This is a genomic window from Synechococcus sp. R50.1 (assembly GCF_047462115.1).
Classification (GTDB): domain Bacteria; phylum Cyanobacteriota; class Cyanobacteriia; order Thermostichales; family Thermostichaceae; genus Thermostichus.
In genome coordinates this window covers 82,734-107,968 of the sequence record NZ_JANSIN010000003.1, presented here as the reverse complement: position 1 = coordinate 107,968, position 25,235 = coordinate 82,734, and the positions used below count along the sequence as shown (strand labels likewise).

Here is a 25,235-nt window from a genome sequence, read left to right as displayed (position 1 = left end):
ACCACCTCATAAAAAGGCCCAACGACAGGTCAAACGTACCAAGCGTCGCAGCAGCCAATCCAGCAGAAAGCCGATCAGCCCCAACACAATCAAGCACGCAAAAATCTCGTCGGTTCTAAAGAAGCGCTGGGCTAGCTGGATCCGCCTACCCAAACCCTCATTGGCGGCCACCAATTCTGCCACCACCACCAAGTTCCAAGAGGCAGCCATGTTGACGCGGAAGGTGTCGAGAATGTTCGGGGTGATGTATGGAGTGATCACCTGCAGCAACACCTGCCAGCGCCGCCCCCCCAAGGTGTAGGTGGCCTCGATCAGCTCTTTGGGAATGAACTTCACCGCATCCATGATCATCAGCATGTTGAAGAAAACGGTGCCGATGAAAATTAACCCGATCTTGGGGGCCTCATCCAAACCCAAGTAAATAATCAACAGCGGGGTGAAGGCAGGAGCGGGCATGTAGCGAAAGATGCCGCTAATCGGCTCGATCAAGGCGCGGATGCTGGCGAAGGTGCCCATGGCAATGCCGATGGGGGTCGCCACCACTGCTGCCAACAGAAAACCGCTGCTAACCCGACTGAAGCTGGCCAAGGTATCCTTCCACAGCAGGCCGTCTCGCCACAGGCGCAGCAGGGCCGCCCATACCGAAGGGGGAGAAGGCAAAAAACGCGGCGGTACCCACCCCGAGACCGATAGGCCCCACCACAAGCCGAAAGGCACCAGCACCGATAGCGCCGTCAGCAGCAAGGCCAAGGGGCGCGGGATCTCTTCGGCAATGCGCCAAAACACCGTCGGGGGCAGACTGGGGCGGGTGGGTGGAGGCGATTCAGCCGGAGCAGTCAGCATCGTACCTTACCTCACTGGTGGCCCATGAAGGGATCCCGGATATCTCTCACCGTCTAACACCCACCGACTCGGCATAGGCGCGAACGAAGCGGTCATCGAACAATGTCTCCAGATCCTTGGGCCCCTCCGAGATGAAGCCCACTCTCACCATGAAGTCCACCATTTGTCTGGCCGCATAGGGCATGTGCTGCATTCCCTCGCCGGGGCTGAAGGCTTTTAGGTTGTCTTCTATGGTGAAGAAACGAATGCCATCTTTGAACAGTTGCAGCTCCTCTGGGGTGACACCGGCACGTCTGGCCATGATTTCGTCGGCTCGCTGCGGGTTCTCCTCCATGAACTTCAGAATATCGAACCAGCTATTCACCAAAGCCTGCACCTGATCCGGCTGCTCGTCAATCAATTTTTGGCTGACCACCAACAAATCGGGAATGGCCCCTGGGAACTCCGCCGAAGAGAACAGCTCCTTGCTTCCAGGGCGCTCCAGGGCTGTCAACCAAAAGGGCGGAAAGGCTCCCACCGCATCCACCTGACCGGCAGCAAAAGCAGCGGCGGCGGCTCCGGTTTCCAAGGGCACAATGATCACATCGTCGCGGGAAAATCCCTCCCGCTCCAGCCCCAGCGTCAGCAGAAAGTCACCCACCACGCCTTCTTCCACAGCCACCCGCTTACCCACTAGGTCGGCAATGGTGTTGATCCCTTCCCGGACGATGATCTTGTCGTTGCCTGCCGAGTTGTCGTTGACCAGCACCACCACCTGACCATTCACAGATTTCGGCGCGAAGGAGAGCGTATCGTTCAGGGTTTGGGTATTGGCATCCAGTTGTCCGGCGGCAAAGGCTTCCATCGACTCAATGTAGCCATCGAACCAGCGCAACTGCACGTTGGCCCCATTTTTCTTGAAAATGCCCTCTTCTTCTCCAATGGCCCACGGCCACCAACCTGCCCAATTGCTGTAGCCCATCTGAATGGGGGGTCGGGCCAGAGCGGGAGAGGAGCTTCCCAGCAAAAGGGTGGGCAACAACCCCAGCACCCAGGACAAAAACCGGCGGCGACGCGAGATCTGTGGAGAAGAAGTCATAAGCCTGGAAGTTTAAGTAACTGTGCAGCCAGCTTGAGAATGGCTGTTCGCTGGCCTGGATTCTAGGGTCGGCTTGAGACGAGCAGCAAATAGTTAATTTGGCTACAAAATCCCCCAACTTGTTGCTTGGGTTGGCTTTGGATTTTCCGATCTTCCAGAGTGATGGGACTTAACCAAGGGGATCCCTCAGTACTCAAAGGTCATGGGTGGGAAGCGGGAAGGGCGAGATCTGAGCTGGGCGGGTTCAGAGGCAGGAGCGGGATCCCGAAAGGCTTTTGCCTCCTGCTGAAGGTGTTGCATGGCCTGCTCGATTTCCTGAAGTCGCGCGTGGATTTGCCCTTGCCGCTCTCGAATAAACTCTAGCTCTTGGTTGAGCCGCTGCTTTTCGACAGTGAGCTGCTGCATTTCGGCATAGAGGGCGGATTCGGTTTGGCGGCGAGGGATCGAGCGCAGCTTGGGGCGAGGTCGAGTTCGGGGCACACGGGGCAAGCTCATAAGGGGGGATCCCGGAAAACGGCTTGCGCCTATCCTAGCGTGCTCTTGGCGGCCCTTCTATTCCTAGGTAGGATCCATTCGTCCGGTGTGGAAAACAGCGATGGTGGAAACTGGAGCAGACCTGTTGCAACGCTACGGCAGCGGTGAGCGGGACTTCAGCAACAGCCAACTGGCCGGAGCTGATCTGGCCGGGGCCGACTTGGCCGGGATCGACTTGGGGGGATCCATTCTCCAGCAGGCAAAGCTGGCTTCTGCCAACCTGGAGCGGGCCTACCTGAGCGGCGCCGACCTCAGCCAAGCGGATCTGCAGGGATCCAACCTGCGGCTGGCCAACCTAGAGAAAGCCAAGCTGCAGGGATCCCGATTGCAAGGAGCCAACTTGCGTGGGGCCAACCTGGCCGAAGCGGACTTGAGCGAAGCCGATCTCAGCCAAGCGGACCTGGCAGGGGCCAATCTCACCGGGGCCAACTTGAGAGGAGCCCTTCTTGCCCAGTGCAAACTCAAGCTGGCCAACCTGCGAGGGGCTTGCTACGACGCCACCACTCAGATGGAAGCGGGTGTTACACCGGTGGAGCTGGGCATGGTTCAAGCCTAGAGGGGGAAATGGGGCTAGTCCTCCGGCTCCAAGTCCAGGATCTCCTGAATTTCGGCATCGGTATAGCCCACCGCCCGCAACTTCTCCGATACCGTCTGAATCTCCCCTGGAGACAAATCCTGCTGCCGTACCCGATCCCAGAGATTGGCCACAATCTGCAGCAGCAAACCGCTGCTCTCCGCCTCAAACAGCTCAAAAGCCGTGGCTAGCTCAATGGCCTGCAACACCTCCTCGGCACTGCCAATCGGCTGATCGAGGGATCGTTCCTCCAGCTCCACCAGCAACTGGCGCAGTTGGTTCAGGCCATCCCCAAGAGCAGACATACAGCAGGCTCCACAACGGCACTCGAACCCTCACCCTAGCAGACCCCTATCATTCCGCAAAAGGAATCCCGCCAATTCTGCGGCAGCTACAGCTATTCTGGTTAAAAGAGCGATCTAGCCGCAATCGAGGCGATTGTCGAGTCAGCATAGACAATCAACAACACCCAAACAACACCGAGAGGAGATGCATGAGTATGGCCCCAGCGAACGTCCTGCCCAATACCCCCCAGCCTTTGGCCAATGAGGGTGGCACCACCCTGGACTACGGCAGCGCGGTTTACCGGCAGGCCTACTCTCGCATCAACGGCATTGTGATCGAAGGGGAACAAGAAGCCCACGACAACTACCTCAAGCTGGCCGAAATGATGCCGGAAGGGGCAGAGGAGCTGCGCAAGCTGGCCAAAATGGAATTGCGGCACATGAAAGGCTTTCAATCCTGCGGCAAAAACCTGCAGGTAGAGCCGGATGGGGAGTTTGCCCGCGCTTTCTTCGCCCCTTTGCGCCACAACTTCCAAAAGGCGGCAGCAGCCGGAGATCTGGTTGCCTGCTTGGTCATTCAGTCCCTGATCATCGAATGCTTTGCCATTGCCGCCTACAACATCTACATCCCCGTCGCCGATGAGTTTGCCCGCAAGATCACCGAGGGGGTGGTCAAGGATGAATATCTGCACCTCAATTTTGGAGAGCGCTGGCTAGGGGAGCATTTTGGCGAGGTCAAAGGGCAGATCGAAGCGGCCAACGCCCAGAACCTGCCCTTGGTCTGGCAGATGCTGCAGCAGGTGGACCAGGATGTAGAAGCCATCTATATGGATCGCGAGGCCATCGTCGAGGATTTTATGATTGCCTATGGAGAGGCGCTGGCCAACATCGGCTTCAGCACCCGCGAGGTGATGCGCCTCTCAGCCCAGGGTTTGCGGGCAGCATGACCCACCTCAGCATTCATCCTCTGCCGGCGGACTGCAGTTCTAGGCTGGCTACAGGCGGGTATGGACATGTTTTGATGGGATCCATCAGTTATCCAAGCGGGTAAATCTCTATGTTCGGCCTGATTGGGCACTTGACCAGCCTGGCCCATGCGAAGCGGGTGGCAGACAAGCTGGGTTATTCCGAATATGCGGAGAGCGACCTGGAGTTCTGGTGCATGGCTCCCCCTCAGGTGGTGGACGAGATCACGGTAACCAGCATCACCGGCCAAAAGATTTATGGGCAGTACGTCGAATCCTGTTTCTTGCCGGAGATGTTGGCGGGGGGACGGGTGAAGGCAGCTTGTCGGAAAGTGTTGAATGCCATGGCCCTAGCCCAGCGGCGCGGCTTGAACATTACTGCTTTGGGGGGATTTAGCAGCATCATTTTTGAGACTTTTCGCCTCGACAGTCTCCGGCGAGTCCGCAACATTGACTTGGAGATCCAACGCTTTACCACCGGCAATACCCACACGGCCTACATCATCTGCCAGCAACTGCAGTTGGCGGCCCAGCGCTACGCCATGGACTTGGCAGCCGCTACGGTTGCGGTGGTGGGGGCGACCGGAGATATCGGCAGCGCCATTTGTCAATGGTTGGTGGCCCACACTCACTTGGGCAAATTGTTGCTCATCGCCCGAGAGCGACGGCGTCTGGAGGAATTGCAGGCCAAGCTCAAGCAGGGGGAGATCTCTTCGCTGGAAGAGGCCCTGCCCCGCGCTGACTTTATCGTTTGGGTGGCCAGCATGAGCCAAGGCATGGCCCTCGATCCCCAAGTTTTGCCGGATCCCTGTGTCATCATCGACGGTGGCTACCCAAAGAACATCGCCTCCAGCTTGCAGCGAAAGGGACTCTACGTCATTGACGGGGGGATGGTGGAGCACTCTTTGGATATTGAATGGAACATCATGCAGTTTTTGAATGTGGCCAACCCGGCCCGTCAGCTTTTTGCCTGCTTTGCTGAATCCATGCTGCTGGAGTTTGAGGGGCTGTACACCAATTTCAGTTGGGGCCGTAATTTGATCACCCTTGAGAAATTGGATCTGATCGGGCAGCTTTCTCGCAAGCATGGGTTCCGCCCCCTCATGCCCGAAGCCTAATTGAGATTCAAAATGAAGAAAGCCTCAGCCCCAGCAGAGGTGCTGGCCCTGGTCAGGTCAATCACCAATCGAGTAAACTACCCGACACCAACCGCTAGGCGGTACGGAGCGGGCTTTTAGTAGCCCTGCAGTTAGCAAGCCAACCACGAGCCTCTGGGGTGGTTTACTGCACCCCCAATCGACCGTTACCAGTGCCTTAAAAAAAACCGTTTCTGGTGCCCGCAGTATTATTATAGCATTCCTCCCAACACTGACTTTATAGGTACAGTGCGGGGCTCCTGCAATTTCTAGCTGAAGACCAAACGCCGAGAGACGGTCGCCATGCCCCAGTCCTTTACAGCCCACCTTTGGCAAGCCATTCAGCCCATCTACAAGCAAATCCTCGATCACCCCTTCAACCGAGAGTTGGCAGCGGGCAGCCTATCGCGGCAGCGGTTCCAGTTTTACTTGCAGCAGGATGCTCTTTATCTCACCGACTTTGCCCGCGCCCTGGCCTTGATTGGAGCTCGTTCCGAAGGGGCTGAGCAGGTGGTGAGTTTCTTGAACTTTGCCCTGGGAGCCATTGTGGCCGAACGCAGCCTGCACGAAAGCTATTTTCGCCTCTACGACATTCAACCCGAAACAGCCTATGCCCCTGCCTGCTTCGCCTATACCCGTTTTTTGTTGGCTGCGGCGGCTGTGGATCCCTATGAGGTGGCCATTGCCGCTGTGCTGCCCTGCTTTTGGATCTACCGAGAGGTGGGATCCGCCATCTATCGCACCGCGCAGCCTGACAATCCCTACCAACAGTGGATCGACACCTACGCCGGGGAAGAATTTGCCCAAGTGGTGCAGCAGGCTTTGGACATCACCGACTCCGTCGCTCAGCAGGCTACAGAACCGCTGCGGGAAAAGATGAGGGCAGCTTTTGTCACTGCCTCCCGGTTGGAATGGCTGTTTTGGGACAGTGCCTATCGCCTCGAATCTTGGCAACCCGCCTAATCCTCAGCCGGTCGGGCTGGCTTACCAGACAGCAACTGCTGGGCTTGCGCGAAAACGGCATCCAACATCGGCTCCGTCAGCAGCCGTGTGGCGGTGTTGCGCCGGCTGGGATGGTAAGACGCCAGCAAATAGCGACCCTCTGCCAGGGGAATAACGCAGTTGTGGCCAAAGCGGGGGCGGGGCCTGAGAGGCGACAAGAGCATCAGAGCGTGTTGGAAGGCAAAATGCCCCAACGTCAGGATCACTCGCACCTGGGTTAGCAGCTCCAGCTCTTGCTTCAGGTAGCCCAGGCAGGTCTTGGCTTCTATGGCGGTGGGGCGGTTCTCCGGGGGCACACAGCGCACCACTGCCGAGATGTAGCAATCCTGCAATTGCAGGCCATCCTCTCGGTGGGTAGAGGTGGGCTGATTGGCAAACCCGGCTCGGTACAGGGCGCGAAACAGCCAGTCCCCGCTGGGATCCCCGGTAAACACCCGCCCGGTGCGGTTGCCCCCATGGGCTGCCGGCGCCAACCCGATCACCCACAGCCGCGCCTGCGGATCCCCAAATCCCGGAACGGGCTTGCCCCAGTAGGACTGCTCCCGAAAACGGGCCACCTTCTGAAGGGCGACTGACTCTCGCCAAGCCACCAAGCGGGGACAGCGGCAGCAACTGACGATTTCAGTTTGCAAAGTGGCCCAATCCTGGATCCCCAGCGCCTCACTCCTCCTCGTCGTCATCCTCCTCTAGCTCGTCGAAGGCAGGGGTGGAATCGTCGATCAATTGATCATCTTCCAAGATCAAACGAGGCGGCAGCTCCGGCAACACCGCAGGCTCTTCCTCCTCTTCGTCAGGCTCCGGCTCGGCGGCAATCTCCTCGTAGGTGGTGAAGCCCGTGCCTGCCGGGATCAAGCGCCCGATGATCACGTTTTCTTTCAACCCGCGCAGCCAGTCGGATTTGCCCTCGATGGCCGCCTCAGTCAGCACGCGGGTGGTTTCCTGGAAGCTGGCCGCCGAGATGAAGCTGTCAGTGTTCAAGCTGGCCTTGGTGATCCCCAGCAGGACGGGCGTATATTTGGCCGGCGCCCCTCCGGTAATGGCCATGGTGGCATTGATCTGCTGGATTTCCCGCAACTCCACCAGCTCCCCCGGCAACAGGATGGTGTCGCCACCATCATCCACCCGCACCTTGGAGGTCATCTGGCGCACCACGATCTCGATGTGTTTGTCGGAGATCTCCACCCCCTGGGAGCGGTAGACGTTCTGCACTTCGTTGACAAAGAAGCGCTGCACCTCCCGCAGAGCCAACCGTGCGGCTTGGTCATCTCCCAAGGTTTGGCGATGGTACTCGTAGTAGATCTCCAAGAGGTCGTGGGGGTTGGCAGGGCCATCGGTTAGGGGATCCCCCACCCCCACCGGCTGTCCATCTACCACGATCAAGCTCTGCCCCGGCAGCACAGGATAGTCTCTAACCGTGCCATCGGCTTCGATGACCTTGAGATCTGGCTCTTCTCCCCGCCAGCTCAGTTGAACGGTGCCGGGCCGCTTGGCCAGAACACACATTTCCTTGGGCTTGCGGGCCTCCAGCAGCTCCTCAATCCGCGGCAGACCCTGGATGATGTCCCCCGTCTTGGCCCGCTCAAACACCAGGAGGGCCAGGGAATCCCCCCGCTGCACCAGATCGCCATCTCGTACCTGCAGAATGGCACCCGCAGAAACCAAGTAGGGCCGCGCTATCCGCAACACCACTTGGCCGTCCGTTATCTGCATTACCTGTCCCGACTGTGGAGAAGGGATCCCGGGAGCAAGCTCGTCCCCAGCCCGCACCAGCGCCCCCACTTCCACATTGGCTGGGCCCGTCAGGGGCACCTGCACCAGATCGTCGTCGGTAATCACCAGCACCCGCCGTACCACCTCCGCTCCCTCGCGGATCCCTTGGACGATCCCGGCCTTTTTGGCTTGGATTTCGGTGCGGGCGATAACATCTCCGCTGGCGATGGAGTCTCCTTCCTTCACCAACAGCCGCGTGTGGGTACTCCCCTGCGTCAGATCCGCTTCCACGTCGCGGCGCAGCAACAGGGTTTCCAGAATCACCAGTTGCAGGCGGCGAATATCTGGATCCTTCTCATCTTGGATCAGCTCGATATCGGCCTTCAGTTGTGGGGCGTCGGTATCGATTTCCAGCACCAGTTGGGTGCGCAGGAGCTCTACAGGGCCTACCGACTTCACCCGCTCCCCATCTTTGAAGGGAACCCGCTGCACCGCCCGCAGACGAATGGAGCGACCGGACTCGCTGGTGGACTCTTGAGTGGGCACCAAGGGCCGGTCGGGGATCTCGTACTCCTGCACCGGACGCAGCAGCAAGCCTGGGCCTTCGGGAGTTTCCACGTGTTCCAGGTAGACCAGTCGGTCGGGAACGATGCTGCTGAGCACCGGTTGCCCTGGCTGGATTAGGGTGCCACTTTTCACTTCCAAGTCGGCGGGGTTGTCCACCAGATGCAGGGATCCCGGCTTGATGACAATCTCCCGCAGAATGTCGTTCTTCTGGATGACTTCGACAACACCGGCATTCTGGCAAAAGATGTCTTTCACTACCTCGGTGCCCGCTTCCACATACTGGCCGTCGTCCACGTTCAGCAGGGAGATGTCCTTGTTCACCTCGTGGGTCTCTTCCGGGATCCACAGCAGGGTGCCGCCCTGGATGACTTCGTAACCTTGCTTGGCCTTGCCGCGCCGTGCCACCTCAATGCCGGCGAACTTCACCAAGCCTCCTGTCTGACTGCGGAAGTGGTTGTCGATCAGCTCCGCCACCACCTCATCGTTGCCCACTTTGGTGCCCGGAGTAGCCTTGAGAACAAAGGTCTGCCCACTGGAAGTGTCCAGCAAAAATTGTTCCCGCCCCTGGTGGGATTCCACCCGTACCCGTGCTTCCCGCAACACCACCGAAGCGTTGATGATCTCCACCTCGCGCCCACTTCTGGTGTCGCTGCGCTCCGGTAGCCGCACAATGCCGCCATGCTCCGTCACCAGCGAGGTTTCGGCGATCACATCCCCCGCCTGCACCCGATCCCCGTTTTTCACCACCGGCTCGGCCCCCGGAGGCAGGTTGTACACCTGTCCAGACATCACCCAGATCAATCCCTGCCGCTGGGCAGTGTAGGTGGTGTTACCCTGGCGGTCAGTCTTCTCCTCGATGGGCAGATCGGCAAAGCGAATTTCTCCGGCCAGGTCGGCCACCACCTCTTTCTGGGCTTTCTCGGTGCTCTTACGGCTGGCCTTGGCCAGGGACACCTCTGCAATCAACTGATCCCGCTGCACCTGGGCTCCGTCCCGCACCAGCAGGGTGGATCCCTGAGTCATGTCGAAGGACTCCCGTTGACCGTTTGGGCCTTCCAAGATGATTTGGTTGTTTACCTCCACTTGTAGAGCATCGTCGCCGTGGCGGGTACGGAAGGGGCGGGTGCGCAGATTTTTCGGGAACCGCACCATACCCGCAAAGGGGGCGCGAATTTGGCGGGCCACCTCCCCTGTAAACACGCCTCCCGTGTGGAAGGTGCGCATGGTCAACTGGGTGCCCGGCTCCCCAATCGATTGGGCGGCGATGATCCCGACCGCTTCCCCCAGATCCACCAAGCGGGAATGGGCCAAGCTCCAGCCGTAGCACATCCGGCACACGGAGCGGTTGGCCTCACAGGTGAGGGGAGAACGCACCATCACCTGCCGGATGCCGGCCTCCACAATCGTCTTGGCCAGGTCGTGATCCACCTCTTGGTTGCGACGGGCAAGCACCACCTGGGTTTCTGGGTGCACCACGTCGCGCGCCAGCACTCGGCCCACCAAGCGCTCCTCCAAAGACACCACCACCTTGTCCCCATCCATCAGGTATTCCAGGAGAATGCCCTGCTCAGTGCCGCAGTCGGATTCCCGCACGATCACATCCTGAGACACGTCCACCAAACGGCGGGTGAGGTAGCCGGAGTCGGCGGTGCGCAGAGCCGTATCCACTAAACCCTTGCGGGCCCCATAGGAAGAGATGATGTACTCGGTAACGGTCAGGCCCTCGCGGAAATTGGTTTTGATGGGCAAATCGATGATCTCCCCCTGGGGGTTGGCCATCAGGCCGCGCATGCCCACCAACTGCCGTACCTGGGAGACATTCCCCCTCGCCCCCGAGTTGGCCATCATGTAGACGGAGTTAAGGGGATCGTTCTGCCGGAAGTTGCTGAGCATCTCCTCCTTGATCTGGTCGTTGATCTGGTTCCAGGTGTCGATCACCTTTTGGTAGCGCTCCACCTCTGTGATTTCTCCACGGGTATAGCGCTCGGTGGCCGCCTCGATCTCGGCTTCCGCTTGCGCCAACAACTGCCGCTTGCTGGGGGGAACGCGCAGATCTTCGACGCTGATGGAGACGGCTGCCTGGGTGGCGTATTTGAAGCCCAGGGTCTTCAGAGCATCCGCCATCTGAGCGGTGCGGGCTGTGCCGTAGCGGGCAAAAGACCAGGCAATCAGGTTACGCAGCTCTTTTTTGCCAATTTGATAGTTGCGAAAGGGCACAGGGGGCAAGGGGGTGTCGGCTTTGTTACCGTCGGCAGCCTGCCGCGCCAGGCCAGCGGAAAATCGTCCTTTTTCGCTCATGATGCCTCGCTAGAGAGAAGAGGAGAGAGGGGAGAGAAGAGCCGTCCTACGGCAGAGGATGAACTACGCAGACAAAATATCTTGCACGGTCTTGTTAAAAATGATCCGGCCCGGCGTGGTGCGAATGTACTGGCTGATCACGTTGCCGTTTTGATCTTCGCGGATACGGCGGTAGTTGGTGATCTTGAGGCGAATGCCGCCCGGTTCTTCGATGATTTGCGGCTCGGACTCTTTTTCGCCCTTGCCCAACTCCATCGGGCCGTGGTAGCGCACCCAGACCTTGCTGTGCAGGCCGATGGCGCCGCGGTCGTAGGCGATGAGAGCATCTTCCAAGCTGGCGAAGAAGCGATCGCCAATATCTGGCGCGTGGGGGTTGTCCGCCGTCAGGTAGTAGCACCCCAACACCATATCTTGGCTGGGGGTGATGATGGGAGCGCCGGTGGCCGGGGAGAGGATGTTGTTGGTGGCCAGCATCAGCAGGCGCGCTTCCGCCTGGGCTTCCAACGACAGGGGCACATGCACCGCCATCTGGTCGCCGTCGAAGTCGGCGTTGAAAGCAGGGCAGACCAAGGGGTGAAGTTGAATCGCCCTTCCCTCCACCAGGATCGGTTCAAAGGCTTGGATCCCCAGGCGGTGCAGCGTGGGAGCGCGGTTGAGCAAAACCGGGTGGCCGTCGATCACGTCCTCCAGCACATCCCAAACCTGCGGGTCGTTGCTTTGGATCAGCTTTTTGGCGGCCTTGATGTTGTTGACGATGCCCCGCTTGATCAATTTGTGGATGACAAAGGGCTGGAACAGCTCGATGGCCATCTCTTTGGGCAGGCCGCACTGGTGCATGCGCAGGCTGGGCCCCACCACGATCACCGAACGTCCGGAGTAGTCCACCCGTTTGCCCAACAGGTTTTGCCGGAAGCGCCCCTGTTTGCCCTCGATGATGTCGGAGAGGGACTTGAGGGGACGGTTGTTGGCCCCCGCCACTACGCGCCCCCGCCGACCGTTGTCGATCAGCGCGTCCACCGCCTCCTGGAGCATGCGCTTTTCGTTGCGCACAATGATCTCCGGCGCCATGATCTCCTGCAGCCGGGCCAGACGGTTGTTGCGGTTGATCACACGACGGTAGAGATCGTTGAGGTCGCTGGTGGCAAAGCGGCCCCCATCCAACTGCACCATGGGGCGCAAATCCGGCGGGATCACCGGCAGCACCCGCAACACCATCCACTCCGGACGGGATCCGGTGGCAATGAAGTTGTCGATCACCCGCAGCCGCTTGATCAGGCGTGCCCGCTTTTGGCCGCGAGCAGTGGTGATCTCCTCCCGCAGTTGCTCCGCCTCTTTTTCCAGGTCGATATCCTTGAGCAGGCGCTCGATGGCCTCCGCCCCGATCATCGCCCAGTTCTCCGGCAGTTGCAGTTCGGATCCCTCCTCGTACATCTGATCTTCGATCTCGAGGAATTGATCCTCCGTCAACAGTTGCTTGTAAGAGAGATTCTGGGCATTGCCCGGATCCACCACTACGTAGGCGTTGAAGTACACCACTTGCTCCACATCCCGCAGCGGCATGTCCAACAGCGTGGCAATGTGGCTGGGGATCCCTTTCAAATACCAAACGTGGGTGACCGGAGCGGCCAACTTGATGTAGCCCATGCGGTGGCGGCGCACCCGCGACTCGGTCACCTCCACCCCACAGCGCTCGCAGACGATCCCCCGATGCCGTACTCGCTTGTACTTACCGCAGTGGCATTCCCAGTCTTTGGCCGGCCCAAAGATGCGCTCGCAAAAGAGACCATCCATCTCCGGCTTGAGGGTGCGGTAATTGATGGTCTCAGGCTTGGTGACTTCCCCCACCACTTGACCATTGGGCAGGGTGCGCTGGCCCCACTCCATGATCCGCTCTGGAGAAGCCAAGCCAATTTTGACGTAGTCAAAGCGTTGCTCTGTTTTGGCCATCGCCATTCTCCTCCTGACTTGCTGCCCTGGCACCTAAACCCAAAGGAAAGGCAAACCCCGCCCTCCTTCGCGGGCTGAATGGGATCCCCGTCGCGTTCGCGTCAGCGGCACGGAGCCCTCTCAACACTCAAAAGTCATCTTCCTCTTCTCCGTCCTCATCTTCCTCACGGCTACGGCTGGCATTCGCGTCAGCGGTGCGGAGCACTCTGGTAAAGGCTGGTGATGGCGAGAGATCCTCAGACGTAACCGATTCATAAGTGGGTCGAGAGGGAGTATGACGGTTGGAGGTATCGGCCATCAGATCCACTTCCACATCGTGGGTTTGCCCTTCGCTGTCCACCTCCACCTTGTGTACCGACACATCCAGGCAGAGGGACTGCAGCTCCCGCACCAGCACCTTGAAGGACTCCGGCGTGCCGGGTCGAGGGATGGGCTTGCCCTTGACGATAGCGTTGAGAGCCTCGTTGCGCCCCACCATGTCGTCGGACTTGACGGTGAGCAGCTCCTGCAGGATGTAGGCCGCCCCAAACGCCTCCAAAGCCCACACCTCCATCTCCCCAAAGCGCTGGCCGCCCTGCTGCGCCTTGCCCCCCAGCGGTTGCTGGGTCACCAAAGAATAGGGGCCGGTGGAGCGAGCGTGGATCTTGTCGTCCACCAAGTGCACCAGCTTCAGCATGTAGGCGCGGCCCACCGTAACGGGCTGGTCGAAGGGCTCCCCGGTGCGACCGTCAAACACCTGGATTTTGCCGCAGTACTTGCCTTCCGGGTTGAAGATCCAGTCCTTGCCGGTCTTCTCTCGGGCTTCCCTCAGCTTGGCCTCCACCGTCAGACGGGAGGCTTCTAAACCGTGCATCTCATCAAAGGGCATCAGCTTGAAGCGCACCCCCAGATGTTCTGCTGCCCAGCCCAGCAGGCACTCGTACACTTGGCCCACGTTCATCCGGGAAGGCACCCCCAAGGGGTTGAGCACCACATCCACCGGTGTGCCGTCCGCTAGGTAGGGCATGTCCTCAATCGGCAAGATGCGGGAGATGATGCCTTTGTTGCCGTGACGGCCCGCGATCTTGTCCCCCACCTGGATTTTGCGCTTGAGGGCAATGTAGACCCGCACCACCATGTTGGCGCCGGGAGGCAGCTCATCCCCCTGTTCGCGGGTAAAGATGCGTACATCCACCACCCGACCGCGCTCGCCGTTGGGCACCCGCAGCGAGTTGTCCCGCACATCCCGAGCCTTTTCCCCGAAAATGGCCCGCAATAGCCGCTCTTCTGGGGGCTGATCCGACTCCCCTTTGGGGGTGACTTTGCCCACCAAAATGTCGCCGGCCTCCACCCAAGCCCCAATGCGCACAATGCCGTTCTCATCCAGGTCCCGCAGGGCATCTTCCCCCACGTTGGGGATTTCGCGGGTAATCTCCTCAGGGCCCAGTTTGGTTTGCCGGGCCTCGATCTCGTGCTTCTCGATGTGTACCGAGGTAAAGACATCGTCGTAGACCAGCCGCTCGCTGATCAAGATGGCATCTTCGTAGTTGTAGCCCTCCCAGGGCATGTAGGCCACCAACACGTTTTGGCCCAAAGCCAACTCGCCCCCTTCGGTCGCCGGGCCATCCGCCAGCACCTGGCCAGCCACCACCCGATCCCCCGTATAGACAAGGGGACGCTGGTTGAGGCAGGTGTCTTGGTTGGAGCGCTGGTATTTCTGCAGGCGATAGACAATTGGATCCCCGCCGTCGTCTGGCCGAACCACGATTTCGTCGGCGGAAACGTAGGTCACCACGCCATTGGTGCGCGACACCACCACCATGCCGGAGTCCCGTGCCGCCTGGGCTTCCAGGCCAGTGCCCACATAGGGCCGATCCGGCTTGAGCAGGGGCACCGCCTGCCGCTGCATGTTTGCTCCCATCAAGGCACGGTTGGCGTCATCGTGCTCCAGGAAGGGGATCAAGGAGGTGGCCACCGAGATGACCTGCACCGGCGCCACTTGGACGTAGTGCACTTCTGTGGGGTGGGCGGTGGTGAACTCTTGGCGGTAGCGCACCGGCACCAAATCGGCAGTGATGCGGCCTTCGGCATCCACCGGCACATCCCCAGGGGCTACGCGGTACTCGTCCTCTTCATCGGCAGTGAGGTAGACCATGCCCAGATCTTTGCGCACCACGCCGTTCTCGACCCGGTAATAGGGGCTTTCGATAAAGCCGTACTGGTTGACGCGGGCGTGGGTGGCCAGGGATCCGATCAACCCGGCGTTGGGGCCTTCTGGGGTTTCGATGGGGCAGATGCGCCCGTAGTGGCTGGGGTGGATGTCCCGCACGGCAAAGCCGGCCCGTTCCCGACTCAGGCCGCCGGGGCCCAGGGCAGATAGCCGCCGCTTGTGGGTCAGCTCCGCCAGAGGATTGGTCTGATCCATGAACTGGGAGAGCTGGCTGGAGCCGAAGAACTCTTTAATAGCCGCCACCAAGGGTTTGGGGTTGACCAAAGAGGCCGGGGTGAGGTTTTCCGACTCGGAGACCGTCATCCGTTCTCGGATGATCCGCTCCAGGCGATTTAGGCCCACCCGCACCTGGTTTTGCAGCAGCTCACCCACAGAACGCACGCGGCGATTGCCCAGGTGGTCGATGTCGTCCACATGGCCGATGTCGTACTCCAAGTTGATCAGGTAGTCGATGACGGCCAAGATGTCGGGGACGGTAAGCACCCGCACATTTTCCGCTACGTTGAGGTTTAACTTTTTGTTCAGCTTGTAGCGCCCTACCCGGCCCAGATCGTAGCGTTTGGGGTCGAAGAAGCGGGATTCCAGCAACTGCTGGCCACCCGATACGGTGGGGGGTTCCCCGGGCCGCAACTTGCGGTACAGCTCCATTAGGGCTTCTTCTTCGGTGTAGGGCCCCTCTTTCTCCATGGTTTTCTGGAAGAATTCGGGGTGGCGCAGGTTGTCGTAAATCTCGGAGTCGCTCAGGCCCAAGGCTTTCAGCAGAACTGCCGCCGAGAGCTTGCGGGTTTTGTCGATGCGCACCCACACCAGGCCGTTTTTGTCGGTCTCGAACTTCAGCCAGGCACCACGGTTGGGGATGAGGCTGGCGCTGTAGGTACGACGCCCGTTTTTGTCCAGCTCCGACTTGTAATAGACGCCGGGGCTGCGCACAATTTGGTTGACGATCACCCGCTCGGCGCCGTTGATGATGAAGGTGCCCCGATCCGTCATCAAGGGCAGTTCGCCGATGAAGACGTCCATGTCTTTGATCTCGCCGGTCTCTTTGTTGATCAGGCGAGTGGGCACCCGGATCTGCGCTTGATAGGTGGCATCCCGCCGCTTGGCCTCCTCGGGGTCGTAGCGGGGGCGGTTGATCTTGTACCCTTTGGAGGGATCCCCAGGGCGATATTCAGGCAGGAAGTGCAGCTCCAGCTTACCAGTGTAATCGATGATGGGGGAAAAGCTGAGAAGCTCCTCTTCAAACCCTTCTCGCAAAAACCACAAGAAACTCTCCCGCTGAATCTCCACCAGGTCAGGAAAGGTAGGAGCGACAGGGGATTGCACTGCTAATTGTGTCATGCGTTGCTCGGGAGGGGTCGCGCTGCAGTCAGGCCTTCCATTATAGAAACCCCGCCAACGATCGTCAACGAACGTTACAAAGGTCGAGGGACTGTCCGGATCCCGTGGGGGCGCACCTGGAAAATCTCGGCAAAACCGCTTGGGATCCCCTTTTGGCTGCCGGGGCAGGGGCGGTTTCCGCCATGCCTTAAGGATTGTTCACATCCATTCACACTCAAGCAGATTATTCTAATCTTTAACCGTTTTTGCGGATCATCCGCTGCTCCAGCTCGGATTTCTGGTCAACCTTGGGGATCGGAGGGGTGGCTCTGACAGGCTCAGCCGGTCGACAGAGTGGACTTGGCGCCGGTTTGCGTCGCTTTTGAGATGCACGCTGTTGATGCAGGCTGTGGCGGAGCCATCAACAACAATCATGAGAAGGGGTTAGGAATGGGTTTACAAAGCTTCTCAGGCTGGGGGAACCTCGGGATGGCTTGCGGGTGATCTGCGGGTGATCTAATGAAGCACAGTTTGTTGGCGAGGAGGGTTTTGTGAGTCAAAGTCAGAACAATCAGAATAAAAGAAGTGATCTGTATAACCGGGACCACAGCTTGTCGGCCCAGTTGCGGGAGGGCACCAAGCAGTCCCACACCATGGCCGAGAACATGGTGTTTATCAAGTGTTTCCTGAAGGGAGTGGTGGATAAGCGGGCCTACAGCCGCTACGTGGGCAATTTCTACTTTGTCTACAGTGCTCTGGAAGAGGGCTTTGCCCAACTGCGAGAGCACCCGCTGGTGGGCCGGTTCTACTACCCGGAGCTGTGGCGCAAGACCAGCCTGGAGAAGGACTTGAATTATTTTATCGGCCCCAATTGGCGCGCTGTGGTCAAGCCCTCCCCTGCCTGCCAGGTCTATGTCAACCGCATCCGAGAAGTGGTGGAAAAAGATCCACTTCTCCTGATCGCCCACGCCTATACCCGCTACATCGGTGACTTGTCGGGCGGTCAAATCCTCAAAAACATCGCCCGCCGGGCCATGGGCTTGCCGCCAGGGGAAGGAACAGCTTTTTACGATTTCGAGCAGATCCCCCACGAGGGCAAGTTCAAGCAGCGCTACCGTGCCCAGATGGATGCATTGGGGCTGGATCAAGCCACCATCGACCGCATTGTGGCAGAGGCCAATTATGCCTTCAAGCTGAACATGGACTTGTTTAGGGAGTTGGAGGGCAATTGGCTGTTGTCGATGGCCCGCTTGGCCTGGAATTCGCTGCTCAGCCAGTTTCAACGCAAGCCCACCCGTTCTGAGGCAGCCGCTCCCAGCTCCTAAAATCCGGATTCCAGAGGGCAGTGAGGCGATGGGTTCTGCTGCCTATCTCCCCTCTCCCTCTGGGAGAAGAGCCGGGGGTGAGGATCAGTCACATTCAAGAGTGTCGCGGGTGGCCCGACCGGTTACAGGGTTAACGCCGGTGGCCCGTTCGCAAAGGATGGAGAGGGCGTCTTGCCGTATCAACGCATTGGTGAAATCCGCCCCATCAATTTGGATCCCTTCGACTCGGGCCAGCCACATCATGCTGTCCTGCAGTTGCGCTTCTCGCAGATCCGCACCCTGTAAGTTGGCCATGTCCAAAGTGGCCCCCCGCAGGTCGGCCCCGCGCAAGTTGGCTTTGCTGAGATTGGCCCCGAATAGGTTTGCCCCTGCCGCCTTCACGTGGCTGAGATCGCTTTGCCGCAGGTTGGCCTTGAGAAACTTCCAGCCGCTCAGGTCTTGCCCTGCAAAGCTCACCCCCTGCAGATCTCGTTTGGTGTAGTCCTCTGCCTGGGCCGGGGATCCCAGCGGAGTAACCCCCAGGCAGAGTATCAGCCCGCAAAGCACCATCCCCCGCAGGAAACGGCTCAGCCAAGACCGCCTCGCCAGAACCGAAGCCAGCCAAGCAACAGACATCGTGGATCCCTCCCTCAAGGAAACCTCCATGGCTTGGGAATTGCTTCTGGTTTTATCTTACCGGATAGGGATCCCGCCGGCAGGTTGGGCTATCTTAAAGTCTTCTACAGACCAGATCCGCGATTGGCGAGGGGGCGACAGGGATCCATGTCCGAGATCGAGGTCTTCGATGCGGAGCAGTTGGCCGGGCTGATCGAGGGTCTGGCAGAGGCGATCGGCAGGGATCATCCCCACCTCCAAAAGTTGACGTTGATCGGCATTCGCACCCGGGGAGTTCCCCTGGCCTACCGCCTGCGGGATCGGATTGCCACTCTGCTGGGGATCCCGCCCCAAGTGGGGGAGCTGGACATCACTTTTTTCCGCGACGATTTGAGCGCCGGCGGGTTGCGCACCCCCGATCGCAGCGAAATGCCGCGTGACCTGACCGGCCAAGAGGTGGTGCTGGTGGATGATGTTATCTTTCGCGGTCGCACCGTGCGAGCAGCTTTGGAGGCTCTAAACCACTTTGGGCGACCGGAACGGGTGCGATTGGCGGTGTTGATCGACCGGGGTCACCGGCAGTTCCCCATCCAGCCCGATTACTGCGGTTGTCAGCTTTCCACAGAACCGGAGCAAACGGTGAGAGTCCATCTGCGGGAAACCGATGCGGAAGAGCGGGTGCTGTTGATAGACAAAACGGCAAAGATCAAGTCCTGAGCCGGCGCTGGGGTGCGGTATTTTGGGGATGACCTGCTAAAACTTGCCGCCATGCCTCGGTTGCCGGAAACCCGCCGTTACGCTGTTTTGGGTACGGGTGCTTTGGGAGGATTTTATGGGGCGAAATTGCAACAGGCGGGCTTTTCGGTGCATTTTCTGCTGCACAGCGACTATGACCATGTTCGCCAAAGCGGCCTCTGGGTGCAGTCCTGCTGGGGGGATTTTCATTTGCCCCAGGTGAATGCCTACGCAGCCGTGGAGGACATGCCGGCTTGCGAAGGCGTGATCGTGGCTTTGAAAGCCACCCAAAATGCGCTTCTGCCGCACTTGATCCCGCCTGTGTTGGCCGAGAATGGCGTGGTGATCTTGTTGCAAAACGGGCTGGGGGTGGAACCCGAGATTGCCGATTGCGTTGGCCCAGAGCGGGTCATGGGGGGCCTCTGCTTCATCAGCTCCAATAAGGTTGGCCCCGGCCACATTCACCATCTGGATTACGGTTCGGTGCTGCTGGCAGAGTACGGCCCTGGCTATGCCCCCCAAGGGATCACGCCCCGCCTTCAACAAGTTCAAGCCGATTTTCAACGGGCAGGGATCCCGACTTCGCTCTCACCAGATTTGATGTTGGCCCGCTGGCAGAAACTGGTCTGGAATATTCCCTTCAACGGCCTCTCGGTGGTGTTCAATGCCGATACTCAGCAAATGATTCGAGACCCTGAGGCCCGTGCTTTGGCGGAAACGCTGATGCAGGAGGTGATACAGGGAGCTGCAGCTTGTGATCGCCTGCTTCCCGACTCCCTGATCCAAGAAATGCTCACCAATACCGAGAAAATGGCCCCCTACCGCACCAGCATGAAAATCGACTATGAGCGCAAACGTCCTCTGGAACTGCAGGTGATCTTCGGCAACCCACTGCAGTACGCTCGACAAGCTGGGATCCATCTGCCACGGGTTGAAATGCTCTACCGACAGTTGCAGGTGTTGGATCGCCTGAATCGAGGGATCCCTGGGGAGCAGCAGGCTTAAGTTTTTCAAGATCCGGCGGAGCGATCCCAGGGCTGGAGCAGGCTTTCTCCTTTGCTTGCGGGTAGACTGAGCCGCAGTCGTGTACTGTTGCTCTGGCTTTATGCCGCTGGGATCCACCCACGATCGCATTACCCTCTGGACGGCCCCCGGCATCACCCTAGCCGCCGGTGTGTTGGGGAACAGCACCACAGTTGCCCTGGCTGTGGGATCCGCCTATCTGTTCAGCGGCCTGATGTTTTCTGGAGATCTGGACACCTGTTCCCGACAGTATCAACGCTGGCTGTTCTTGCGCTGGATTTGGCTGCCCTACCGCAAGTGGATGCGGCATCGCTCCTTTTGGTCTCATGGGCCGATTGTGGGCACCGCCGTGCGGGTACTGTACTTGAGCCTATGGGCAGGAGGAGCTGGCCTGCTGGGGGCTTGGCTGGGATCCCGGTTGGGCTGGTGGATGTGGCAACCCTGGGTGTGGGGCAGCGATCTCTGGCAATTGCTGCAAGTTCACGCCGAGATGCTCTTTTGGATTGGGATGGGGTTGGAACTGGGATCGGTGAACCACAGCCTAAGCGACTGGATGGTCTCCCGCTGGAAACGCTGGCGCAGAAAACGCCGTCAGGTTCGATCTCCTGCCAGGCGACTCAGCTATCGTGGCTAGGGATCCATTGGGCCAAAAGCTGATTCTTGCCTGCCCCGGCATTTGAATGGCGGTGAGATTGCCTACTGTTCCGCAACGCGTAGTCATTTATCTCACCGTCAAGGTGAAACAAACGACCGGTTGCTTCCTGCTAAGGCCTCCGGCCCGCTACGCGAGCAGTTGAAATAGAGGGTAATAAGAACCACGACTGCTATCAGCCCCTCACCCCCCCTTGAACCTGTGCTGTGCCCACAACTCCGCGACCTATCCTCTCAAGAGGGCTGAAACTGCAAATCTTGGCCAATTACCCTTTAGCCCAGGTACTCTGCTTGTGGCCATTTCGATTCAAACTGGGACACTGCACCCACACCTAAAGCCTTGAATACAGGGAATCAGAAGGCTCTCCTCAGTAGCCCAAGCGTCTCACCCTAACTTGAAACGACTACTTGAAGCAGTTTTGTCAAGAACATTTCCTCTTACGTTGGCTAGGTATTGCGATTCAATCTCAATAAAGCTATGCTGTTACTCAGTTGAGTGGTGGAGTCATATCCATCAGTCTTCCTCTCTTGTCTTGGATGCGGCAGGGATCCTGTGCTGGCAGAGCTGGCCATTGCGTCAGCAGGGATCCCTTTTTCTCCTCTCCAAGGCTAAGCAAGGTTCTGTGCTAATGAGAGTCAGAATCAGTTGATAGAGAGATTTTTTGCTTATTCATGTCAATCTGTGGAAGTGGCAGTGTAAAGGAGCAACAGCGGCTGAGGGTTATGGCTTTGGAAGGGGGCAATCTGGCTTCGGGAACCGGAAGACAAGACCGAATACAAAGATTGCTGCTCTAGTTTCCTTTGCAAACCTGTCAGAAGCTAAGGAAAAAGACCAACCTTTTGGGACAAACTGTCTGTCCTATGTCTTGTTTTGTCGTTCAAAAATTTATGTTGGGCTCAAGAGAAACTCTAGAAAAAAGTTGAATCAGGTGGAAGAATCAGTTAGAATCTAGCTGGCGTTAACGCTAACCGCGACGAAGAGACTGGAGGGAGGAAAGCCTAACAGCCTCTCTCCTTTTTTCTGTAGGGGTTACCCTCACTCTCAAACCCCATCTCATGAGAAGGGAGGAAGACCAAATACCCTATGACTTGAAATAGCAGCATTTTCATTAACTTTTGTTTTACTCTCTATGCCAAACTTGATACTAAGCTAAAGAGTTGCTCCTCGATCTTGTAACCATTGGACAGCCAGCCTGTGTTGGCGTTTTTGTGCATAGGCTAAGGGGGTATGCCCATCTTCATTGCGAGGGTTTAGTTCGGCTCCATTTTCCAGCAAAAGCTCCAGGATTTCGATGTGTCCTTCCCAAGCAGCCCAGTGCATCGGTGTCGCCCCGAATCGGTTGCGCGCATTGGCATTGGCCCCGTACAAGAGCAAAAAGCGAGCGATGCCCAAATCCCCTCGGGTGGCGGCTTCATGCAGAGGGGTTCGGCCTGTTTCGTCAGTGGCATCCACCGGCGCTCCCTTGGATAGTAGGCGGGCCAGAATGCTTTTTCGACCGGTGGCTGTGGCCCAGTGGAGAACACGACCAGTGTTGGCTCCCTTTTGGATGAGCAGACCGATTACTTCTACCTGATCGGTTAAAGCAGCCCGATGGAGAGGGGTATAGCCATGGTTATCTGGGAGATTGACATCACTGCCTGCCCTCAAAAGACGCTCCACCAGCTTGACCTGGCCGCTGTCGGCAGCCAAATGGAGAGGGGTAGCACCTGTGGGATCTAAGGCATTGGGGGAGGCGCCATATACTAAGAGCAAGTCCAGCAGTCCCAGATGGCCAAGGAGTGTCGCTTTATGAAGCAAAGTCATTCCCTGAGCATCGACAGCATTCACATCTTCCCCCCGCTGCAAATGGGCCAATAATTGTTTTAGATCTCGATTGGCAAGAGCTTGATGAAGCGCTTCACTCATAACAGATAGAAATAAAAAAGCCAAGTTGCAATGAAGTTGGGCAACAGGAAGGGATCCTCGATAGGCCGGAATGGAGGCTCCAAACAACTTGGGCAAAGTCTAACACTGGATCCCTGCTGCTGAGGGAAGCGGGAGAACCAAGCGCTTGGTGGGATCCCTTGGTCAAGCCGGGGCCGCAGCGATAGACTAGAGCTGGTTTTTGGCCAGGTCTTTTCCCGATCCCTTAGTTGCGCCACCGTTTATGGATTACTACGCGATCCTGAACCTATCTCCTGCAGCGGACATTGAAGAGATTAAACAGGCGTTTCGACGGTTGGCGCGGCAGTTTCACCCTGATGTGGCAGGGGAGGGATCCCGAGAGCGTTTCCAACAAATCCACCAAGCCTACCAAGTGCTGAGCGACCCTGAGCAGCGGCGGCGCTACGATGCACAACGTCAATCTGCACAACGTCAATCTGCACAACGTCAATCTCCACCCAGCTCTCCTGCTGCCGGCGAAAGGCGGGTGGTCATTCGCAGCATAGGCCCCTCATCGGCAGAGCAGCCCAATCCGGAAGGGCTCAAGGAGGGGATTGCCCGCGTCAAGGCAGCCTGGCGGGAGCGGAAGTTGCCCACGGCGGTGGCCCAGGCGGAGGCGCTGCTGAAACGGTTTCCCAACTCCAGCGAGGCCATCCACATCTTGGCGTTGGCCTACCAGCGCTTCGGCAACCATTTGATCTACGAGGGGCGCTATCAGCAGGCGGAAGCCTACTTGAGAAAAGCTTTGGCCACGGAGCCGCACAACCGAGAATTGGCCTTTGAAATCAAGCGAGATTTAGCCCGTCTGGGCATTCGGGAGGGATCCCGCTAACTTGCCTGCGTTGGGATCCCCAACGTCTGAGCTGCCCACTGCCGGAGTTGTTGGCGGTTGACTTTGCCCTGAGGGTTGCGCGGGATCCCCGTACACCACAGCCAGTGCTTGGGGTGCTTGAAGGGACTCAGTTGGCGGCTCAGGTGTTGCTTCAGGTGCATTTCCAGCTCTTTGGGGATCCCCGTTTTGGGGACGACCACCGCCACCACCTGCTGCCCCCATTCGGCATCCGGTAGGCCCAACACGCACACATCTTCCACCCAGCCGCTGGCTCGGATCTCCCCTTCCACTTCTGCAGCCATCACCTTTTCCCCGCCGGTTAGGATTAGGTCATCGGCTCGACCTAACCAATAGAGGGATCCCTGTCGGTCTAGATAGCCCAAATCGCCGGGGGTAAAGCCTTGCTGTTGCCCTTCGCGTAAGCGGTGCGTAGCACTTAGGTGCGGGTAGTAGCCCAGTGCCAGCGACTCTGCCTGAATGTGAATGTAGCCCACAGCATGGCTGGGCAGGGGATCCCCTTTTTCGCTGCGGATCTGGAGCGTGGCGTGGGGCAGAGGCCGACCCAGACTGTCGCTCCCTTGCCAAAAGGCTTCTGGCAGCAACGTACACACCTGGGAGGCGGTCTCGGTCATACCGTAGGTGAGGGCAAGGGGAAGGTGAAGTTGCCGGGCCTGTTGCCGCAAGCTGGGCCAGGTGGGGCCACCGCCGACCAAAATGGCCCGAAATTGGCGCAGGCTCTCCAAAACTCCCGGATGGGCGCTGAGCAACAGCCGTTGCAACTGAGTGGGCACCAGCGATAGAAAGCTCCCCGGCAAAGGGGGATCCCAAGACTCGGCCTGCTGTTGCCGTTTCCAATCCCAGACAACCCACTGCCCACCGCTCAGCCAGGATCGGACTGCCTGCATCAAGCCGCTGACGTGGTACAAGGGCAGAAGGCAATAGCTGTGTACAGGCCCGACGGCAAAGTGCTGTTGGTGGGCTTTGGCCGAGGCACTGAGGGTCAGCCAAGAGTGCATGGCCCATTTTATCTGGCCGCCGGAGCCACCGGTGGGGATGCCGATCAGCGGCCAATGGGAGCTGGGCAAAACTTCCCGCAACTCTCGCAGGCGCGGATTCAAGGGGGCGGGATCCCCTTCCAGTCGGCCCTGGCGCCAGCACCAGCCGGATCCCATATCCGCCAAAGCCTGTCCCCATTCCCGTTCTCCCCAGTGGGGATTACCCAGGAACAGCGGGATCCCCAAGCGTTGGCAGGTCAAAACTGCCGCCCACACCTGCACCGGATCGGAGTCTGCCACCAGCAGGGGAACGGCCTTGTCTGCCAAAGGGCGCAGTTGCTCTTCCAGTTTGGACAGGCACTCCTTCAAGTCTCCGCCATCCCCGGGCAAGGCAATTGATCTCATGGGTTGTGGGTGTGCAACCTCAACGGCTTCGCCGATTCCCTGCATTGTATTCGAGGATGCCCGCTCAATTCCCTTGACAGGAAAGGGTGAGGATAGGTTTGGGCTTGGCTTATCATGATCTAGGTTTGAACTGGGAGGTCTGTGTTGTGATCGAGCCGATTTTGTTGGGGATCGTGTTGGGAATGGTGGTGGTCACCTTGGCGGGCTTATTCGTGGCAGCCTACAGGCAATATCAACGCAGCAATAAGATCGGCCTGTAGGAGCAGCCTTTGGGGGGTTGGAGAAAA

General features: G+C 58.7%; 21 protein-coding genes. 10 read left to right on the top strand and 11 right to left on the bottom strand.

Features of this window, described 5'->3' with window-relative positions:
- Positions 1–6: 6 nt before the first annotated feature.
- The 3 genes from NW870_RS01865 to NW870_RS01855 form a co-directional block, all read right to left on the bottom strand.
- Positions 7–843, bottom strand: coding sequence for an ABC transporter permease (locus tag NW870_RS01865; protein ID WP_414343731.1), 837 nt, complete (start codon positions 841–843; stop codon positions 7–9).
- A gap of 46 nt (positions 844–889) precedes the next feature.
- Positions 890–1,921, bottom strand: a complete 1,032-nt coding sequence (locus NW870_RS01860) for an ABC transporter substrate-binding protein (RefSeq protein WP_414356725.1) — start codon at positions 1,919–1,921, stop codon at positions 890–892.
- 186 nt (positions 1,922–2,107) lie between these two features.
- Positions 2,108–2,416, bottom strand: a complete 309-nt coding sequence (locus tag NW870_RS01855; RefSeq protein ID WP_238376787.1) for a gas vesicle protein GvpV — start codon at positions 2,414–2,416, stop codon at positions 2,108–2,110.
- Between the two features lie 100 nt (positions 2,417–2,516).
- Between NW870_RS01855 and NW870_RS01850 the strand changes: the two genes are divergently transcribed.
- Positions 2,517–3,011, top strand: a complete 495-nt coding sequence (locus NW870_RS01850) for a pentapeptide repeat-containing protein (RefSeq protein ID WP_414373605.1) — start codon at positions 2,517–2,519, stop codon at positions 3,009–3,011.
- A 14-nt stretch (positions 3,012–3,025) separates the two neighbouring features.
- Here the strand turns inward: NW870_RS01850 and NW870_RS01845 are convergent, their stop codons facing one another.
- Positions 3,026–3,334: a hypothetical protein gene (locus tag NW870_RS01845; RefSeq protein ID WP_414330858.1), complete on the bottom strand. Its 309-nt coding sequence runs from the start codon at positions 3,332–3,334 to the stop codon at positions 3,026–3,028.
- A gap of 194 nt (positions 3,335–3,528) precedes the next feature.
- Here NW870_RS01845 and NW870_RS01840 point away from each other — a divergent pair, with 194 nt between their 5' ends.
- The 3 genes from NW870_RS01840 (at position 3,529) to tenA (ending at position 6,377) form a co-directional block, all read left to right on the top strand.
- On the top strand, positions 3,529–4,260 hold the full coding sequence (locus NW870_RS01840) for an aldehyde oxygenase (deformylating) (RefSeq protein WP_414373617.1): 732 nt from the start codon (positions 3,529–3,531) through the stop codon (positions 4,258–4,260).
- A gap of 110 nt (positions 4,261–4,370) precedes the next feature.
- A complete protein-coding gene (locus NW870_RS01835) occupies positions 4,371–5,396 on the top strand; it encodes a long-chain acyl-[acyl-carrier-protein] reductase (protein WP_011434004.1) in 1,026 nt (341 codons plus the stop codon).
- A gap of 321 nt (positions 5,397–5,717) precedes the next feature.
- Positions 5,718–6,377, top strand: a complete 660-nt coding sequence (gene tenA / locus NW870_RS01830; RefSeq protein ID WP_011434003.1) for a thiaminase II — start codon at positions 5,718–5,720, stop codon at positions 6,375–6,377.
- Here tenA and NW870_RS01825 read toward each other — a convergent pair.
- The 4 genes from NW870_RS01825 to rpoB form a co-directional block, all read right to left on the bottom strand.
- On the bottom strand, positions 6,374–7,096 hold the full coding sequence (locus tag NW870_RS01825) for a uracil-DNA glycosylase (RefSeq protein ID WP_414373603.1): 723 nt from the start codon (positions 7,094–7,096) through the stop codon (positions 6,374–6,376). The genes tenA and NW870_RS01825 overlap by 4 nt on opposite strands.
- Positions 7,077–10,991, bottom strand: a complete 3,915-nt coding sequence (locus tag NW870_RS01820; RefSeq protein WP_414373601.1) for a DNA-directed RNA polymerase subunit beta' — start codon at positions 10,989–10,991, stop codon at positions 7,077–7,079. The genes NW870_RS01825 and NW870_RS01820 overlap by 20 nt, the downstream gene beginning before the upstream one ends.
- Before the next feature lie 63 nt (positions 10,992–11,054).
- Positions 11,055–12,938 (bottom strand): DNA-directed RNA polymerase subunit gamma, encoded by a 1,884-nt coding sequence (locus NW870_RS01815; RefSeq protein WP_414373598.1) that lies wholly within the window; start codon positions 12,936–12,938, stop codon positions 11,055–11,057.
- Positions 12,939–13,065: 127 nt separating this feature from the next.
- The gene (gene rpoB, locus NW870_RS01810; protein WP_414356735.1) at positions 13,066–16,485 is read right to left on the bottom strand and encodes a DNA-directed RNA polymerase subunit beta; all 3,420 of its coding nucleotides are present in this window, start codon (positions 16,483–16,485) and stop codon (positions 13,066–13,068) included.
- A 590-nt stretch (positions 16,486–17,075) separates the two neighbouring features.
- On the opposite strand from rpoB, the gene NW870_RS01805 reads away from it, so the two are divergent.
- Positions 17,076–17,789 carry a heme oxygenase (biliverdin-producing) gene (locus NW870_RS01805; protein WP_414356736.1) on the top strand — a complete coding sequence of 238 codons (714 nt, stop codon included), beginning with the start codon at positions 17,076–17,078 and terminating at the stop codon, positions 17,787–17,789.
- An 84-nt stretch (positions 17,790–17,873) separates the two neighbouring features.
- On the opposite strand, the gene NW870_RS01800 is transcribed toward NW870_RS01805, so the two are convergent.
- Entirely contained in the window at positions 17,874–18,404 is a 531-nt protein-coding gene (locus NW870_RS01800) for a pentapeptide repeat-containing protein (RefSeq protein WP_414356737.1), read from the bottom strand.
- A gap of 147 nt (positions 18,405–18,551) precedes the next feature.
- Here NW870_RS01800 and pyrR point away from each other — a divergent pair, with 147 nt between their 5' ends.
- The 3 genes from pyrR to NW870_RS01785 all read left to right on the top strand — a co-directional run bounded on the left by pyrR (position 18,552) and on the right by NW870_RS01785 (position 20,775).
- Entirely contained in the window at positions 18,552–19,100 is a 549-nt protein-coding gene (pyrR, locus tag NW870_RS01795) for a bifunctional pyr operon transcriptional regulator/uracil phosphoribosyltransferase PyrR (RefSeq protein WP_011433996.1), read from the top strand.
- 51 nt (positions 19,101–19,151) lie between these two features.
- A complete protein-coding gene (locus NW870_RS01790) occupies positions 19,152–20,123 on the top strand; it encodes a putative 2-dehydropantoate 2-reductase (RefSeq protein WP_414373596.1) in 972 nt (323 codons plus the stop codon).
- Positions 20,124–20,202: 79 nt separating this feature from the next.
- On the top strand, positions 20,203–20,775 hold the full coding sequence (locus NW870_RS01785) for a metal-binding protein (protein ID WP_414341609.1): 573 nt from the start codon (positions 20,203–20,205) through the stop codon (positions 20,773–20,775).
- Between the two features lie 1,167 nt (positions 20,776–21,942).
- Here NW870_RS01785 and NW870_RS01780 read toward each other — a convergent pair.
- Positions 21,943–22,698: an ankyrin repeat domain-containing protein gene (locus NW870_RS01780; RefSeq protein ID WP_414373595.1), complete on the bottom strand. Its 756-nt coding sequence runs from the start codon at positions 22,696–22,698 to the stop codon at positions 21,943–21,945.
- A 241-nt stretch (positions 22,699–22,939) separates the two neighbouring features.
- Between NW870_RS01780 and NW870_RS01775 the strand changes: the two genes are divergently transcribed.
- Entirely contained in the window at positions 22,940–23,548 is a 609-nt protein-coding gene (locus NW870_RS01775; RefSeq protein WP_414373594.1) for a DnaJ domain-containing protein, read from the top strand.
- On the opposite strand, the gene NW870_RS01770 is transcribed toward NW870_RS01775, so the two are convergent.
- Entirely contained in the window at positions 23,545–24,948 is a 1,404-nt protein-coding gene (locus NW870_RS01770; protein ID WP_414373592.1) for a 2-succinylbenzoate--CoA ligase, read from the bottom strand. The genes NW870_RS01775 and NW870_RS01770 overlap by 4 nt on opposite strands.
- A 146-nt stretch (positions 24,949–25,094) precedes the next feature.
- On the opposite strand from NW870_RS01770, the gene petG reads away from it, so the two are divergent.
- Complete coding sequence (gene petG / locus NW870_RS01765) at positions 25,095–25,208, top strand: cytochrome b6-f complex subunit V (protein ID WP_011433989.1); 114 nt, start codon at positions 25,095–25,097, stop codon at positions 25,206–25,208.
- The last annotated feature ends 27 nt before the right edge of the window (positions 25,209–25,235 follow it).

Coding starts and splice junctions, on each gene's coding strand:
- NW870_RS01770 (WP_414373592.1), bottom strand. CDS start 24,948: ATGAGATCAATTGCCTTGCCCGGGGATGGCGGAGACTTGAAGGAGTGC.
- rpoB (WP_414356735.1), bottom strand. CDS start 16,485: ATGACACAATTAGCAGTGCAATCCCCTGTCGCTCCTACCTTTCCTGAC.
- NW870_RS01865 (WP_414343731.1), bottom strand. CDS start 843: ATGCTGACTGCTCCGGCTGAATCGCCTCCACCCACCCGCCCCAGTCTG.
- NW870_RS01800 (WP_414356737.1), bottom strand. CDS start 18,404: ATGTCTGTTGCTTGGCTGGCTTCGGTTCTGGCGAGGCGGTCTTGGCTG.
- NW870_RS01850 (WP_414373605.1), top strand. CDS start 2,517: ATGGTGGAAACTGGAGCAGACCTGTTGCAACGCTACGGCAGCGGTGAG.
- NW870_RS01860 (WP_414356725.1), bottom strand. CDS start 1,921: ATGACTTCTTCTCCACAGATCTCGCGTCGCCGCCGGTTTTTGTCCTGG.
- NW870_RS01855 (WP_238376787.1), bottom strand. CDS start 2,416: ATGAGCTTGCCCCGTGTGCCCCGAACTCGACCTCGCCCCAAGCTGCGC.
- NW870_RS01780 (WP_414373595.1), bottom strand. CDS start 22,698: ATGAGTGAAGCGCTTCATCAAGCTCTTGCCAATCGAGATCTAAAACAA.
- NW870_RS01820 (WP_414373601.1), bottom strand. CDS start 10,991: ATGAGCGAAAAAGGACGATTTTCCGCTGGCCTGGCGCGGCAGGCTGCC.
- NW870_RS01845 (WP_414330858.1), bottom strand. CDS start 3,334: ATGTCTGCTCTTGGGGATGGCCTGAACCAACTGCGCCAGTTGCTGGTG.
- pyrR (WP_011433996.1), top strand. CDS start 18,552: ATGTCCGAGATCGAGGTCTTCGATGCGGAGCAGTTGGCCGGGCTGATC.
- NW870_RS01775 (WP_414373594.1), top strand. CDS start 22,940: ATGGATTACTACGCGATCCTGAACCTATCTCCTGCAGCGGACATTGAA.
- NW870_RS01840 (WP_414373617.1), top strand. CDS start 3,529: ATGGCCCCAGCGAACGTCCTGCCCAATACCCCCCAGCCTTTGGCCAAT.
- NW870_RS01790 (WP_414373596.1), top strand. CDS start 19,152: ATGCCTCGGTTGCCGGAAACCCGCCGTTACGCTGTTTTGGGTACGGGT.
- tenA (WP_011434003.1), top strand. CDS start 5,718: ATGCCCCAGTCCTTTACAGCCCACCTTTGGCAAGCCATTCAGCCCATC.
- NW870_RS01815 (WP_414373598.1), bottom strand. CDS start 12,938: ATGGCCAAAACAGAGCAACGCTTTGACTACGTCAAAATTGGCTTGGCT.
- NW870_RS01825 (WP_414373603.1), bottom strand. CDS start 7,096: ATGACGACGAGGAGGAGTGAGGCGCTGGGGATCCAGGATTGGGCCACT.
- NW870_RS01835 (WP_011434004.1), top strand. CDS start 4,371: ATGTTCGGCCTGATTGGGCACTTGACCAGCCTGGCCCATGCGAAGCGG.